General features: G+C 62.9%; 12 protein-coding genes and 2 tRNA genes. All 14 read right to left on the bottom strand.

The genetic code is table 11. From position 1 onward, the window contains the following. Positions 1–90: 90 nt before the first annotated feature. Complete coding sequence (locus tag G503_RS0111635; protein ID WP_028027701.1) at positions 91–1,440, bottom strand: sensor domain-containing diguanylate cyclase; 1,350 nt, start codon at positions 1,438–1,440, stop codon at positions 91–93. A 699-nt stretch (positions 1,441–2,139) separates the two neighbouring features. Further along, positions 2,140–2,215: transfer RNA gene (locus G503_RS0111630), tRNA-Phe, on the bottom strand. A gap of 103 nt (positions 2,216–2,318) precedes the next feature. Continuing rightward, positions 2,319–2,897: a prepilin peptidase gene (locus G503_RS15775; RefSeq protein WP_028027700.1), complete on the bottom strand. Its 579-nt coding sequence runs from the start codon at positions 2,895–2,897 to the stop codon at positions 2,319–2,321. Positions 2,898–2,912: 15 nt separating this feature from the next. Further along, a complete protein-coding gene (locus tag G503_RS0111620) occupies positions 2,913–4,244 on the bottom strand; it encodes a coproporphyrinogen III oxidase family protein (RefSeq protein ID WP_028027699.1) in 1,332 nt (443 codons plus the stop codon). 3 nt (positions 4,245–4,247) lie between these two features. After that, entirely contained in the window at positions 4,248–5,537 is a 1,290-nt protein-coding gene (gene purD / locus G503_RS0111615) for a phosphoribosylamine--glycine ligase (RefSeq protein ID WP_028027698.1), read from the bottom strand. Positions 5,538–5,549: 12 nt separating this feature from the next. Next, on the bottom strand, positions 5,550–6,860 hold the full coding sequence (locus tag G503_RS0111610; RefSeq protein WP_028027697.1) for an adenylosuccinate synthase: 1,311 nt from the start codon (positions 6,858–6,860) through the stop codon (positions 5,550–5,552). Between the two features lie 141 nt (positions 6,861–7,001). Continuing rightward, on the bottom strand, positions 7,002–9,269 hold the full coding sequence (locus G503_RS15045) for an ATP-binding protein (RefSeq protein ID WP_051191206.1): 2,268 nt from the start codon (positions 9,267–9,269) through the stop codon (positions 7,002–7,004). Then, entirely contained in the window at positions 9,269–10,546 is a 1,278-nt protein-coding gene (locus G503_RS0111600; protein ID WP_028027696.1) for a metallophosphoesterase family protein, read from the bottom strand. Before G503_RS0111600 ends, G503_RS15045 begins: the two co-directional genes overlap by 1 nt. A 6-nt stretch (positions 10,547–10,552) precedes the next feature. Continuing rightward, positions 10,553–11,965 carry a replicative DNA helicase gene (gene dnaB / locus G503_RS0111595; RefSeq protein WP_028027695.1) on the bottom strand — a complete coding sequence of 471 codons (1,413 nt, stop codon included), beginning with the start codon at positions 11,963–11,965 and terminating at the stop codon, positions 10,553–10,555. Between the two features lie 138 nt (positions 11,966–12,103). Then, positions 12,104–12,700: a 50S ribosomal protein L9 gene (rplI, locus tag G503_RS0111590; RefSeq protein ID WP_028027694.1), complete on the bottom strand. Its 597-nt coding sequence runs from the start codon at positions 12,698–12,700 to the stop codon at positions 12,104–12,106. A gap of 12 nt (positions 12,701–12,712) precedes the next feature. Further along, entirely contained in the window at positions 12,713–12,973 is a 261-nt protein-coding gene (gene rpsR / locus G503_RS0111585) for a 30S ribosomal protein S18 (protein ID WP_016310128.1), read from the bottom strand. 20 nt (positions 12,974–12,993) lie between these two features. After that, the gene (locus G503_RS0111580; RefSeq protein ID WP_028027693.1) at positions 12,994–13,488 is read right to left on the bottom strand and encodes a single-stranded DNA-binding protein; all 495 of its coding nucleotides are present in this window, start codon (positions 13,486–13,488) and stop codon (positions 12,994–12,996) included. Between the two features lie 48 nt (positions 13,489–13,536). Beyond that, complete coding sequence (rpsF, locus tag G503_RS0111575; protein WP_028027692.1) at positions 13,537–13,830, bottom strand: 30S ribosomal protein S6; 294 nt, start codon at positions 13,828–13,830, stop codon at positions 13,537–13,539. Between the two features lie 449 nt (positions 13,831–14,279). Next, a tRNA-Arg gene (locus tag G503_RS0111570) sits at positions 14,280–14,355 on the bottom strand. Positions 14,356–14,420 lie beyond the last annotated feature (65 nt).

The following is a 14,420-nucleotide window of genomic DNA, read 5'->3' as shown; positions in this document are numbered from 1 at the left end:
GGCAGCCTTTCTCCAAAGCACGCGAAACGGGCGTCCCTTAACGGCGGCGCCCGTTTTTCTTTGGGAAAAATGCTGGCCTGATGCGAGCCCCTAATCGAGATGGCGCAATGTGGCCTGGCTCTTGCCGGCGCGCTTGGCTACATACAGAGCCTCGTCGGCCACCTGGTACAGCTCGTCGAAAGTGACGGGATTGCGCGTGCAGGCCACCGCTCCGATGGTGATGGACGGATTCAGGCCTGCGGGCATGTCTTCGGGTCGGCCGCCGCGAGCGTAGATGCCCCCCGAAAGCTGAGTCAGCACGCGGTCGAGCGCGGGGCCCGGTCCCAGTCCCGCCGCGAAAATGGCAAACTCGTCGCCGCCGAGGCGCGCCACCACGTCGTCTCTGCGCATGTGACGGCCGAGAAAGCTCGCGATCTCCTGCAGCACGCGGTCGCCCTCGGGATGGCCGAAGCCGTCGTTCACCTGCTTGAAATTGTCCACATCCACCAAAAATAAGCTGCATCCCGTTTGGCAATCCTCGCCTGAGAGCAATTGCACGATGCGGTTCATAGCCGCCTCGCGGTTGAATACGCCGGTCAAGCCGTCCAGCTCGGCCTTCTTTCGCAGATTGGCCTCGCGCATCACCATCTCGTGGGTGTCCAGCAGCCGCCCCACATGACGCACGGGGCAGCCCGCATCATTGAACAGCACGAACGACTGATAGCGGCACCAGATGGGATCCCCCTCCACGTTGGGAAGCGAGGTCTCCATATCGATGAAGTCGCCGCGCTCCACTACAGCGCGCACAGGATCGATGTCGTGCACTTCCAGGTCAAGAGAGCATTCCTTCTCGCAGCGCTTCCGCAACACCAGATCGGTTGATTGCGGCTCGCGGCCGAAGCGCGCGTCGAAGTCACCGAACACTTCACCTACCTGCTCCTGGCAATCGATGTCGAAGATGACGTCGCGGGACAGCACGGTAAGAAGCTCCACGCGCTCTTCGGCGCGCTCCAGTTTGCGCTGGTATCCCATCTTGTCGGTGATGTCGATGATGGTGACGTAGAACCACGCCGTCCCGTCGCCGTCCACCACGTAGCGGCCGCGATCGTCCACCCACACCTCGCGCCCATCGGGACGGTTCAAGCGATAGGTAACTGCATCGGTGTCGCCCTGCTTGATCTGGGCGGCGATATCATCGGCAACCCGGTCGCGGTCGTCGGGATGCACCATGCCGATGAACATGTTGCCCGTGATGGCGCAGAACTCATCGTAGGTTGCGCAGCCGAACAATGCCAGCACATCGCGGCTCACGTAGTCGATAAGGCCGCCGTCATCGTCGGCGCGGTAGCGGAACAAGCCACCGGGAATGCGGTCGAGAAACTCCTGGGACACCTCATCGGCAATCTCGCAACCCTCGTGGGATCCTAGCTTGCCTTCGGTAACGCGATGAAACACCGTCATGCCACGCCCCCCTTCGCACCCCGCGGGTCACATCGGCCCGGGTGATACGGGCCCTCTTCTCGTCTCTCCCCTGATCATACACCCCTTTCCCGCGCCGCTCGTCGACATTCCGCCAAAATGCCACGCCAAAACAAGCGACGAGAAACAAAAGCGGGGGTTCCAGGCGAACCACCCGTTCACCTCGTCGTCCATGCTGCCGTACTCCATCACGCCGCGGAAGGGCTCGGCCGGATAGAATCCATGCCGACCTCCACCTGGAAGCTGTTGTTCACGCCGGATATGTCCACAGCCACACTGGGCGTGCCACCCGGAAAGCCGAGCTTCTCCAGACCGAGCACCGAGGTCGCGCTCAGCAGCGGGCGGCGGGGTGGTGCCGGCGGGAGCTTTCGCTTTGCTCACCTGCTCAAGAGTCATGAGCTCCCCTTCTCACCCATCCCCTGTCTTTGCGGCGCAGGGCTTGCCGGCGAGCAGCACAATGCCCGCAAGCAGGAGATTCCTCGGTGATGGCCCGGCGGACAAAGGCAGTGGTCGCCAACAGGACGGAAACGGTCACCTTGGGGAGCAAAAACAGCATGTACCGTTTCTCAAATCTCGGAATTCAGGCATTAATCTCTGAATTCCGAGATTTTCTGATATTCCGCGCAGCGCGCATCGCCGAGAGAAAAGAAAAGGGCCCCGCGGATGGGACCCTGTCATTTATGGTGGTCGGAGGGGGACTTGAACCCTCGGCGCACGGATTTTCAGTCCGTTGCTCTACCAACTGAGCTACCCGACCAGAGGTGCGGAAAGCAATTGCTTTCGACGCGAGCATTTATTGTAACGGCACTCCCCTTCTATTGCAAGAGATTTTTTCAGAACGCGACCGTTAAATGGGCAACTTAGAAAAGGAACGCCACCACGGTGCCGGCGGCTATGAAGGGGGCGAAGGGCATCGTGCGAGCGAGGAAGGGATCACGCGGGCCTTCGGACTGATCGTCGCGGGGGCTTCGGGCTGCAGCGACAAGAGCATAGCCCACACTGAGTACGCAGGCGACCAGCAGACAAACCAGTCCTCTTTCCCAGCCAAGGAACAGGCCGATCACAGCCATCAGCTTGATATCGCCGCCGCCGAAGGACTCGCGCTTGGTAACCAGCTCATAAGCAGCCGACAGCACCAGCATACCGCCGCCCAGCACCAGCGCTCCCAGCACGCCGCCCGATAACGACACGCCGTAGATGGGCAAACCGATGCGCCCGAGCACCTCGGGAGCAGGCGAAAGCAGGGTGGACCAAAAACCCAGCCCCATGTGCTTCCCTGCGAAGCCGAGCACGCAGCGCCACACGACCCACAGAAGTCCCAACAGGCCCACCATGCCGTTGGGGATGCGGCGCGTGCGCCAATCCTTCACCGCCACGGCAACCAACACCGCGATCAGCAATCCATAGGCAACCAGCGTGACAACGGAAACGTAGGTCATGAGCCGCCCCGCAACCTACTTGCAGCCGTCGCCGAAGATAAGTTCGCGCTCCTCGCCGGTCAGGGCGGCGCGCGCCTGATCGCGCAGGTTGTTCACGCCGATAAAGAACTGCCTCATCATAACCACCACCAGATAGCGGCCCTTGGGCGTCAGCGTCAACTCATCGGCATTGTCGGTGGCAAACGCCCCGCACGCGCGCATGAAAGCCATCTCGGCGGGCAGGCCGCGCTCCACCGTGGTGCCGAAATCGCGCAGGAACTGGCGCTTGTCCAGGCGAAGGCCGAACAGCTGCATCATGAAGCGGTAGCGCATCCGATCGCGCAGCGAGAACGTGGTCTGACCCATCATGGACATGCGGCCCGCTTCGATGGCCTCGTTGTACTCGCGCACCGAGAACGTGTTCACGTACAGGTTCGATCCCAGGTAGGTGATGCCGCCCGAGCCGATGGCCGGGTACTCCTCGTAGTCCACCACGTACTCGTCGATCATAGCGTCCTCGCCGGCAGCACCGGTGCCGCGACGGTTGAACGTCCAAGCGCTCCCCAGTTCGAACAGCCCCGGACGTCCGTCGGGCAAATCGCCCAACAGCAGATCGCAGATAATCTCGTAGAACCGCTGCTCGCGATTGTAATCTACCGGACCCACCGTGGCCGCCAAAGACCGCTCTACCGCCGGCGAAGCCATAAGCGGATAGAACGTGGTTTGGCTCGCACCCGAGGCCACCACCATCTCAATGTCGCGGATCAGGATGTCTTCCGTCTGTGCCGGGAAGTTGAAGATCATGTCGGCATTCATGGAAGTGAAGTAAGGCGAAGCCTCGGCGATGCGCTCGAGAATCTCTTCGCCGCTGCCGTACTTGTCGTAGCGGTCCATCTGCTTCAGCAGCCCGTTGTCGAAGGACTGCACGCCCACGGACAACCGTTGCACGCGCCCCTTCAGCTTCTCCAGGTAAGAGGGGATCAGGTGGTTCGGGTTCGTCTCGCTGGACACCTCGCGGATAGAGAACAGGTCACGGGCCTGATCGATGGTCTCGCACAGCTCGTCGATCATGATGGTGGGCGTACCGCCGCCGATGTACACGGAATCGAAGTCGTAGCCCAGCTCCTTCAGCATGCGCATCTCGCGGCGCATATTCTCGAAGTACGGTTTCGCCCGATCTTCACGGAAGGGGAAGCGGTTGAACGAGCAGTACGGGCACAAACGCTCGCAGAATGGCACGTGCATGTACAACATGTAAGCCTGCCCCGGCGTGGGCGCGGGCATGCGCGTCTCAGTGCACGGCGAAAGTTTCAGGTAGTTGGTCGTGCAGGCCGCCATCACCTTCGATAACAGTCGTTCTGACAGCATGGACTACTCCCAGGCCGAGCGGCCTTGCAGGGCCTTCTTGCCGATGTCGTGGCGGAACTGCTTGCCCTCGAAGTTGATGAGGTCGCAGGCCTCGTAGGCGCGCTCGCGGGCCTCTTCGAAGGTGTCGCCCGTAGCCACCACGTTCAGCACGCGGCCGCCGTTGGTGACCAGCTCGCCGTCGAAGTTGCGGCGGGTGCCGGCGTGGAACACGGTCACGCCATCCAGATCCTCGGCCTCCTCGATGCCGAGAACGACCTTCCCCTTCTCGTAGGAGCCGGGATAGCCCTCGCTTGCGAGAACCACCGAAACGGCCCAATCGTCGGACCAGTCCAGCTGGATGTCCTCGGCGCGGCCCTCGGCCACGGCCAGCATCACGTCCACCAGGTCGCTTTCCAAGCGCGGCAGAACCACCTGGGTCTCCGGGTCGCCGAAGCGCACGTTGAACTCCACGATCTTGGGGCCGGCGGGGGTCAGCATGAAGCCGCCATACAGCGTACCGCGGTAGTCGGCGGTGAAAGGCTCGCCGGCCGTAGCAGCAGCGGCATCCTCCATGATGGCCACCATGGCGGCCATTTCCTCATCGGTTACGATGGGCACCGGCGAGTACACGCCCATGCCTCCGGTGTTGGGGCCCACATCGCCGTCGTAGGCGCGCTTGTGGTCCTGGGCTGGGGCCATGGGGAAGGACTTGCCAGCGGTGACGAAACAGAGCAGGGAGCATTCGGGACCGGTCATGCACTCCTCGATGACCACCGTGGAGCCGGCCGCGCCGAAGGCACCCTCGAAGCAGGCGCGCACGGCATTCTCGGCGTCTTCCAGGGTTTCCGCTACCACCACGCCCTTGCCAGCGGCCAGACCGTCGGCCTTGATGACGATGGGGGCACCCTGCTCGCGCACGTAGGCCAGAGCCGCGGCCTCATCGTCGAAGCGGCCGTAGGCAGCCGTGGGGATATCATGAGCCATCATGAACTCTTTGGAATAGGCCTTGGAACCTTCCAACTGGGCACCATCGGCATTGGGGCCGAACACCGGCACGCCGGCGGCGCGCAGCACGTCGGCCACGCCGTCCACCAAGGGGGCCTCCGGACCAATGACTACCAGACCGATCTTGCGCTCGGCCACAAAACTCAGCAGGGCCTCGCTGTCGGCGATGTCGATATCCACGTTCTCGGCGATGTCGGCCGTGCCGCCGTTGCCCGGGGCCACGTACAGCACGTCGGTCTTCGGCGACTTGCGCAGCGCCCACGCAATGGCATGCTCACGGCCGCCCGAACCCAAAACCAGGATGTTCATGTTGGTCCTCTCCTACCAATTCCGCATGATGGTCTGATCGCGATCGGGGCCCACGGAGATGATGCTCATGGGCACGCCGGTGACCTCTTCCAGGTACTCAATGTACTTGCGCGTGTTCTCAGGCAGCTCCTCGTAGGTCTTACAGCCCGTGATGTCGATGTCCTTCCAGCCGGGCAGCTCCACATAGATGGGCTTCGCGTGATGCAGTACCGACTGCTGCATGGGGAAGTAGTCGTAGCGTTCGCCGCCGCACTCGTAGGCCACGCACACCTTAATGGTGTCGAAGGCCGACAGCACGTCCAGCTTGGTGAGGGCCACATCCGTAAGCCCGTTCACCTCGGCGGCATAGCGGCCGATGACGGCGTCGAACCAGCCGCAGCGACGCTTACGGCCCGTAGTCACGCCGAACTCGTGGCCGGCGGCGCACAGCAGCTCGCCGTCTTCAGCATCCTGGCCCACCCCGCCGTTCTCGGGAAACTTCAGCTCCGTAGGGAAGGGGCCCTCGCCCACGCGGGTGACATAGGCCTTCTGGATGCCGAGTACCCGGTCGATGGCCGCAGGTCCCACGCCGGTGCCCGTGGCCGCGCCGCCAGCGCAGCAGGAAGACGAGGTGACGAAGGGATAGGTGCCATGGTCAATGTCGAGCAGGGTACCCTGGGCCCCCTCGAAGAGGATGGACTTGCCCTCGGCCAGGGCCGTGTTCAGCATATGGGCCGACTCGCACACGAAGGGGGCGAGAATGCGGGCATAGGGCAGGTACTCGTCGCAGATTTCCTCGACGGTATAGGTATGCAGCCCGTAGATCTTTTCCAGAATGGGATTCTTCTGGGCCAGCACCGCCGCGAGCTTCAGGCGAAAGATCTTCTCGTCCAGCAAGTCCTGCATGCGGATGCCCTTGCGGCCCATCTTGTCCTGATAGCAGGGACCGATGCCGCGCTTGGTGGTGCCGATCTTCTTCTCGCCGAGGCTCTTCTCGTCGGCTCCGTCCAGATCCTTGTGGTAGGGCATGATGAGGTGGGCGTCGTTGGAGATGCGCAGGTTCTTGCAGGAGATGCCCTCAGCCTCCAGCATGGCCATTTCCTTCACCAGCACACCCGGGTCTACCACCACGCCGTTGCCGATGACCGGTACGGCATTCTCGTACATGACACCAGAGGGCATGAGGTGCAGCGCCAGCTTCTTATCGCCGTGAACAACGGTGTGACCGGCGTTGTTGCCGCCCTGGAAGCGTACGACGTAATCGTAGTCACTCGCGATGAGGTCGGTGATCTTACCCTTGCCTTCGTCGCCCCACTGGGCGCCGACGAGCACTGTGCTGGGCATGCTGTGTCCTTTCGTCTGGATGAAAAAACGCCCTCGAGAAGGTGCGTCTCGCAAGGGCAATAGTATACCAGCCCGTGAAGGAGGCAATGGCCAAAGACCGCTATTCAGCCACGCAGCCAGGTTGACGGAACACTGGAGTCTTTACAGATCGATCAAAGCGGCGGGACGGCCTTGTTGCTTGGCGGCTTTCTTCAGGGCGCGGGCCACGTCTTCGTGGCAGGTGAACAGGATGACCTGGCGGGTCTCGGCCAGCTCCACCAGGGCGCGGGCGGCTCCGGCGCGGCGCCGCTCGTCGAAGTTCACGAGAATGTCGTCGGCCAGAATGGGAATGGCCCGACCCACGTTGTCGGCGCTGGTGAGCAACGCGATGCGCAGGGCCAGATACAGCTGCTGGCAGGTACCCAGTGACAGGTGCACCGGAGCACGGCGGCACTTCACGGCGTCCACCACTTCCAAGGTGCCCTCGGCAGTGAGCGCCACCTCGGTCCAGCGGCCTTCGGTCATCAGCGCCAGCAGGCGGCTCGCCTTGGCGTACACCTCGGGCTGACGCTTCGATTCCCAGGTGGCGATGGCCGCTTCCAGCATGCGCTTAGCCAGCAGCAGGCGCGCGAAATCGGTTTTGGCCTCGTCGAGTCGCGTGGACACCTGCTGAGTCTCCAGCTTGCAGCGATCGTAATCCTGCTCGCATCGGGCCTGAGCCAGAGCCGAGGCCAGCTCGCCCGAGCGACGGTTCATAGACTCGAAAGTTTCCAGCAGCCCCGTGCGCTGGCGCGCCCGGTGCTCCAGCTCCTCGTCGATGGCAGCCAGATCGCTGTCAACCTCCAGACCGACGCGCTCAAGCAGAACTGCTTTCTCGGCGGCGATCTCCCGCAGGCGCTGCTCGGCCCGAACTGCCCGCGCCGCGGCGGCTTGCTGGCGCTGGTCGTCCAAGGCCACGGCGGTCCGCACCTCCTGGGCTTCATCCAACAGCATTCGAGCTTGGCGCAAAGATCCCGCCGCTGCGCCCAAGCCCACCTCGACCAGTTCGGCCTCTACCTCGCGCGCCAAATCGGCTTCGGCACCCTGACAGGCTTCCAACTTCTTCTTGTCTTGCACCATGACCCAGTGTGCGTCGTCGAAGCGCTGCTTGCGAGCGGTGCCCTCCTTGTCGGGACGGAACAGCGTGACGAACCCTCCCAGGGCCAGCAGGCCCGCGAACACCGACAGGGCCGCGCCGATGGCCATATAGCTGAGCGAACCGCGATCGCGCCCCATGATGAAAAGTGGCACGCCCAGAAGGAACAGTACCGTGGGCACGACGACGAGGAAGGCCGTTTGCATCGAGCGCTTCGAACGGGCCCGGCGGCGGTCGCTGGCGGCGTTGTCGGTTTCCAGCAGCGCCTCGTACACCGCCGTGGATGAGGCATAGTTGGCACGGGCCACCTCCACACTGTGAGCCTGGCGCGCCTCGCGGGCGCCGAGGGCGTCCAGGCGGTCGCGCAGAGCCCGGTCTTCCGCCGCGGTGATCTGAGCCAGGGGACGCGGTACCCGAGCCTGACGATTGCGGGCGTGATTGCGGGCATCGGCCTCGGCGGCGCGGGCGGTATCGATCTCTTCCTGGAGCTTTTCTTGCTCGGCGTTCAAGGCCTCCAGAGCGCTCTTCGCCGCCGTCAGATTCTCGATGAAACGATTGCTCTCGTCGACCCGCTGGGCCATGGCCTCGCGCTCCGGCTCCAGCTCGTGCAGCTCGCGGTCTTGGGCGCGCCACTGATCGGCCTGGTCGGAGGCCTCTTGCTGAGCATGGCGCAGCTCGTTCTTGAGAGCGGCCAGGCGCGGAATCGACTGTTCGGCCGAGGCAGCGCGCGAGGTGAAGGCCGCCAACCGCTCGTTCACATGGGCCAGGGCGTGGGCCGGCGACGAGCCGGTGCCCGCGCCAGCGGTGAGCAGCTTGGCCGTGGTGTCGGTGGTGTTGCGCAAGCCGCGCAGCTCATCGCTGTTCAGCGAGAACATCGTGCGGAACGTGTCGCGGTCGATGTCAGCTGCCAACTCGACGTCGCCCTGGAGCCCATCGGCGTTGCGCCCGCGAAACAGCACGAAGGTCTCGGGCGGGGCCCCCGTGCCATCGCCCCGTGCCGCGAGGTCGGCATCAGCGGTGCTCGACTTCTCTTCCAGAGCTTCGGGAACCGCGAAGAACAGACTTCCCGCCCGATCGGCGCCGACAGGTTTGTAGGTGTTGCGATTGCCGCGGGCATCTTCCCAACCGAACAACACGCCGCCCACGAACGAGGCCAGGGTAGTCTTGCCCGCCTCATTGCCGCCGAGGACGATATTCAGATGAGGTCCGAAGGGGCCCACCGTATGATCGGTGAACCGCCCGAAATGCTCGATGCGCAGATACTGAAGGTAGGGGTGGCTGCGTTGCTCGGCCATCAGTCACCATCCCCTTGTACCAGCAGGTCCAACACTAAATCGGTGGCCTCGTCGGCCAAGCAGCGCACCTGTTTCTCGGAAAGCGACGAGAGCATGGGCAGGTTGCGGGCGAGGAATTCTTCCTGAATGTAATCGATCTCCCGCGCGGGATTCTCGCGCACGGCATCAGCGGCGCGCAGGAACACCGCAGGAAAGAGACCCTCGCTGCGCAGGGCGGCCTCGTCCAAGGGGAGCCGCGTGCGATCGACCAGCGCATCGCAGTAGAACTCCGAGTACGCCTCGTTCAGGGCCGCGCGCACCTCTTCCAGCACGCCGGCACGCGCCAGCACGTCGTGCAGTGCCGTCGCACCCGTCAGCGTGATGCGCGTGACCATCATCTCGCAAAAGTCGTTACCGTTCGCCGCAAACGACTCGCGCATCACCTGAGAGATTAGATCGGGGATGCTCGAGCAGGCGGAAACGTCCACCTCCAGGCGCTCCCACACCACCGTGGCAGTGGGGATGAACGTCAGCTGCGGGGCGCGGCCCTCTATCAGTTTCACCTCGTACACGCCGCGCGGACCGGTTTCGCGGACGTCGCGCCCTTGGATGCATCCCGAGAACACCACACGCGGGTCGTCCTCGTTGTCGATGGTGCGCCGGTGAATGTGGCCGAGGGCCCAGTAATCGAAGCCGGCGCGGCGCAGAGCGCGGGGGTCGGTGGGGGCCTTTACCGGATCGAGATTCAGTCCCGTGTGCAGCACGCCCACGGCAAAGGGCGCCGCCTGCGCCTCCTTCCCGAGGAACCGCAAGCCGTCGGCACGGGTAAGCCCCGCAGCGATGGATTCGCTCGGAGACCACACCTTGTTGGGGTAGCCTCGGCCGCCGATCATGGCCATCGGCCGACCGTCGCGCTCGTACAGCGCGAAATCGGGACGATCCGCCGCCAGCATCGTCGCGCTCGGCGGCAGAGCGAAGAAATCCTGCTGCCACAGACTGAGCGGGTCGTGATTGCCCGTGCACAGATAAGAAGGAATACCCTGCTCATCAAGGCGCCACAGACCCTGGAAAAAACGGCTGTAGTCACGGTAGGAGGCACGGACGCTGTCGAAGATATCGCCGGCCACCACCACGAAATCGACGTTGCGGTCGATCGCGGCATCCACCACGCGGTCCCAAGCCTGGGGAATCGCCTCGGCCAGGCGGCGCCCCCATTCCTCGGAAAGGGCACGCAGCCCGCGGAAGGGCGCTCCGATATGGATATCGGCGGCATGGATGAATGTCAGCGATTCGGTCACCAGGTTTTAGAACCCCCCGACGCGGGAATCATCGTAGTAGTCGGTGAACTTGGTGAACTCGGCGTTGAAGACCAGGTCGATGTCGGCAAGCGAGCCGTTGCGGTGCTTGGCCACGATCAGCTGGGCCATGCCCATATCGGGACGGTTCTCGCTTTCGGCCTCCACCTCGCTCGTGGAACGATCGATGAACATAACGATGTCGGCGTCCTGCTCGATGGAGCCCGATTCGCGCAGGTCGGACAGCATGGGGCGCTTATCGCCGCGCTGCTCGACGCTTCGAGATAGCTGGGACAGGGCAATGACCGGCATGTTCATTTCCTTGGCCAGCACCTTCAGACCTCGGGAGATTTCAGCGACCTCCACCTGGCGGCTGTCGCTGCGGCGCGACGAGGGGGACTGCATCAGCTGCAGATAGTCGACGATGATCAGGCCCTGCTCCTCGCCCGTCACATGGCGCAGCTGGCGGCGGGCCTTGGCGCGGGCCTCCAGCACCGTAAGGGCCGGCGAGTCGTCGATGTATATCTTCATCTGGGACAGCTGGCCCGATGTCTCGGCCAAGGCACCCCAGTCGCCTTCGGCGATATACCCACTGCGCAGCTTCGATAGCGACACACGGGCTTCCGAGCAGAGGATACGCTGCACCAGCTGCTCGGCGGGCATCTCCATGGAGAAGAAGGCCACCGACACGCCGGCCTTAGCGGCGTTGGTGGCCAGGTTCAGCGCGAAGGAGGTCTTACCCACGCCGGGGCGGGCAGCCAGAATCACCAGGTCGCCGCCGCGCAGACCGTGGAACAAGTTGTCGGCGTCTTTGAAGCCCGTGGGCACGCCGGCCATATGGTCCTTCTGGGTGGCAAGCTTCGAGATCTGCTCATAGGCCTCGGCCACCAGCTCGTTCATAGGGCGGAACTCGGTACTAATGCGTTTTTCCGTGACGCCGAACAGGGCCTTCTCAGCCTGCTCCACCACTTCATTCACATCATCGGGAGCATCGTAGGCCAAGGCGTTGATCTGCGTTGCGGCATACACCAAATCCCGCAGGATCGCCTGACGCTTCACGATGTCGCTGTGGCGGTCCCAACTCGTCAGCGAGAATGAATTGTCGGCGAGATCCACCAGGTAGGCGTGACCGCCCACGGCCTCCAACTGTCCCTGAGCCTTCAGCGTGTCGGCCAGCGAGATGGGATCGACAGGGATGCGCCGCTCTACCAAATTGTGGATCACGCTGAAGATGATCTTGTGGGCCGGTCGATAGAAGTTATCAGGGGTCAGCTTCATGACCAACTCTTCGGCTACCTCGCTGCTGAGGATGCACGCGGCGAGAACCGATTGCTCGGCTTCGATGTCCTGAGGCAGCTGAGCCCGGGGAGCAAGGCCCGCGGCGGGGGCAGATTCAGCGGGTTGATAGGGTTGCTGGGGCATGAAAAGCGTCCTTCGCTCGGCGCAAACAGTGCTCGTTTCAGTATCGTTCCATTGTATCGCTTATCGCCGTTGTTTCACGGGAAACAAATAAGGCCCCTCTTGCAGAGGGGCCTTCAAAGGATGATGAGAAGGGGAGGTTTACTCCTCGATCTCGGTCACCTCAGCCTCAACGGTGCCGTCCTCGCTGATCTGGCCGTCAATCTCGACGGTCTCGTCAGCGGGGGACTCGGCAATCTCCAGAGCCTCGTCGAAAGCCTCGACGGTCTCGGCAGACTCCTCGTCCATCTGATCCCCGCCGCCAACGACCACGGTAACCGTGCCTTTGATATCGCGGTAGAGGGACACCGGCACCTCGTAGGTGCCGACCATCTTGATGGGCTTGCCCAGCTCGACGCGGCGACGGTCGATCTGAATGTCCAGCTGCTGCTCGATGGCCTCGGCCACCATGGGGGCAGTCACCGAGCCGAAGAGCACGCCCTCTTCGCCAACCTGAGCGTCCACGCGCACGGTGGCGGCGTTCAGCTTCTCGGCCAGAGCAGTCGCGTCAGCGATGCGCACTTCCTCGCGCTTGGCGATGTTCTTCTTGCGCTCTTCCAACTGCTTCAGATTGCCCTTGGTGGCGCGCACAGCGTACCCCTGGGTAAGCAGGAAGTTGTTGGCAAAGCCGCGGGCCACGTCGATGACGTCGCCTTCGCCGCCCTTGCCCTGAAGTTCCTTCAGAAGAATAACTTTCATGGTTCCTCCTTCTTAGCGGTTGCGGCGATCGCCACGGCCGCTCACGGCAGGAACAGCATACGGCATGAGAGCCATCACGCGGGCGCGCTTCACGGCCTCCGCGATGTCGCGCTGGTGCTGGGTGCAGGCACCGGTCACGCGACGCGGCTTAATCTTGCCACGATCGGTAACATACTTGCGCAGCATTTGAGTATCTTTGTAGTCAACATACTCCACGTCGTCTTTGCAGAACTGGCAATACTTACGACGAGGCTGCTTAGCGTAATCGGCCATTTTAACCTCTTTCGTTTCGCTTAGAACGGAATGTCGTCATCGTACACGGAAGAGGAAGCGTCAATGACGGGAGCCGCCGGAGCCGGAGCGGGTGCAGGGGCCGGCGCACTGTATGCGGGCGCCGGAGCACTGTAGCTCTGACCACCGTAAGGGTCGCCGCCATAGGACGGAGCACCGCCGTTGCTGTTGCGGCTCGACATGAACTCGAGCTCATCAACGATGACCTCCAGCTTGCTCCGCTTCTGGCCGTCGCGCTCCCACTGGCTCCAACGCAACTTGCCCTCGATAGACACCTTGGTGCCCTTCGACAGGTAGTTGGCCAGGCTGTTGGCGCGGGCGCCGAACATCGTGCAGTCCACAAAGTTCGGGTAATCCTCCCACTCACCGGTGGAGGGGTTCTTGCGACGGTCGTTCACCGCCACGCCGAAGCTCAGCACGGCCATGCCGGACTGGGTCTGGCGCAGTTCGGGATCGCGGGTCAGGTTGCCGCTGATGATCACACGGTTGATGCTCATTTCTACCTCTTCTCACACTGAGCAGCCTGAAAGCTGCTCGATTTCCTACTAGTCGCGGTCGGTGCGGGCCACAATCATGTGACGCATCACGGCATCGTTAATGCGCAGCACACGATCGAGCTCGGCGATGCTCTGCGGATCAGCGTGGAAATCGATGAGAGTGTAGTCGCCATCGGACAGACCATTGATCTCATAAGCGAGTTTGCGCTTGCCCCAGTTGTCGACGTTATCAACAACGCCGGCGCTCTCGGCGAGAGTAGTCTCGATGCGCTTCATCACGCCAGCGCGAGTCTCGTCGTCAATCGTAGGAGCAACAATAAACAGCAGTTCATAAGCCTTCATCAGCTCACCTCCTTTGGACTTTACGGCTCCGGGCTGGTGAAGGCACACACCGGAGCAGGAATAGCCTGTCTATTTTAACAAAGCCGCTCCGATGACCCTTGGCGAGTTTTCTCCCTCACGGTAACCACACATTGCCGCGTGCAAGGGCATGTTATCAGGTCCGAACCGTCAAATGGTCGCGAGAACCACCGTAGAGAAGCCGTACAGGAACCGCCCCGAAGTCGCAGCGGGGTCGGGTCCGCACCGTCGCGAAAGCGGGCGAGAGACGTCGGACCGCCGTCGGGGAACCGTGGTTTGGGGAGGGAAGGAGGGCGGCCTCTCATCCCTGACGGGCAGGCTAAAGCCCGCCCCTACGGAGAACATCCCGCGCGCCCATCCTTGCGGCAGCCATTCCTTCACCCGATAAAAAAAAACGGACCCAGGGATGTTCCTGGGCCCGCTGATTGACCTGGCGCCCCCGAGAGGACTCGAACCTCCGACGCACGGTTTAGGAAACCGACGCTCTATCCGCTGAGCTACGGGGGCGGATGTGAGGAGCTATTCTACCATGGCATTCCAACCTTGCGGCCGAATGCCCGGCGAATCGCCCA

The organism is Adlercreutzia mucosicola DSM 19490, assembly GCF_000422625.1.
GTDB lineage: Bacteria > Actinomycetota > Coriobacteriia > Coriobacteriales > Eggerthellaceae > Adlercreutzia > Adlercreutzia mucosicola.
This window is presented reverse-complemented; position numbering and strand designations above follow the sequence as displayed.

Bases quoted from the DNA above. Each gene is read 5' to 3' on its own strand.
- G503_RS0111635 (WP_028027701.1), bottom strand. From the start codon at position 1,440: ATGACGGTGTTTCATCGCGTTACCGAAGGCAAGCTAGGATCCCACGAG.
- G503_RS0111620 (WP_028027699.1), bottom strand. From the start codon at position 4,244: ATGCTGTCAGAACGACTGTTATCGAAGGTGATGGCGGCCTGCACGACC.
- G503_RS15045 (WP_051191206.1), bottom strand. From the start codon at position 9,269: ATGGCCGAGCAACGCAGCCACCCCTACCTTCAGTATCTGCGCATCGAG.
- rplI (WP_028027694.1), bottom strand. From the start codon at position 12,700: ATGAAAGTTATTCTTCTGAAGGAACTTCAGGGCAAGGGCGGCGAAGGC.
- rpsR (WP_016310128.1), bottom strand. From the start codon at position 12,973: ATGGCCGATTACGCTAAGCAGCCTCGTCGTAAGTATTGCCAGTTCTGC.
- G503_RS0111610 (WP_028027697.1), bottom strand. From the start codon at position 6,860: ATGCCCAGCACAGTGCTCGTCGGCGCCCAGTGGGGCGACGAAGGCAAG.
- purD (WP_028027698.1), bottom strand. From the start codon at position 5,537: ATGAACATCCTGGTTTTGGGTTCGGGCGGCCGTGAGCATGCCATTGCG.
- G503_RS15775 (WP_028027700.1), bottom strand. From the start codon at position 2,897: ATGACCTACGTTTCCGTTGTCACGCTGGTTGCCTATGGATTGCTGATC.
- G503_RS0111580 (WP_028027693.1), bottom strand. From the start codon at position 13,488: ATGAGCATCAACCGTGTGATCATCAGCGGCAACCTGACCCGCGATCCC.
- dnaB (WP_028027695.1), bottom strand. From the start codon at position 11,965: ATGCCCCAGCAACCCTATCAACCCGCTGAATCTGCCCCCGCCGCGGGC.
- rpsF (WP_028027692.1), bottom strand. From the start codon at position 13,830: ATGAAGGCTTATGAACTGCTGTTTATTGTTGCTCCTACGATTGACGAC.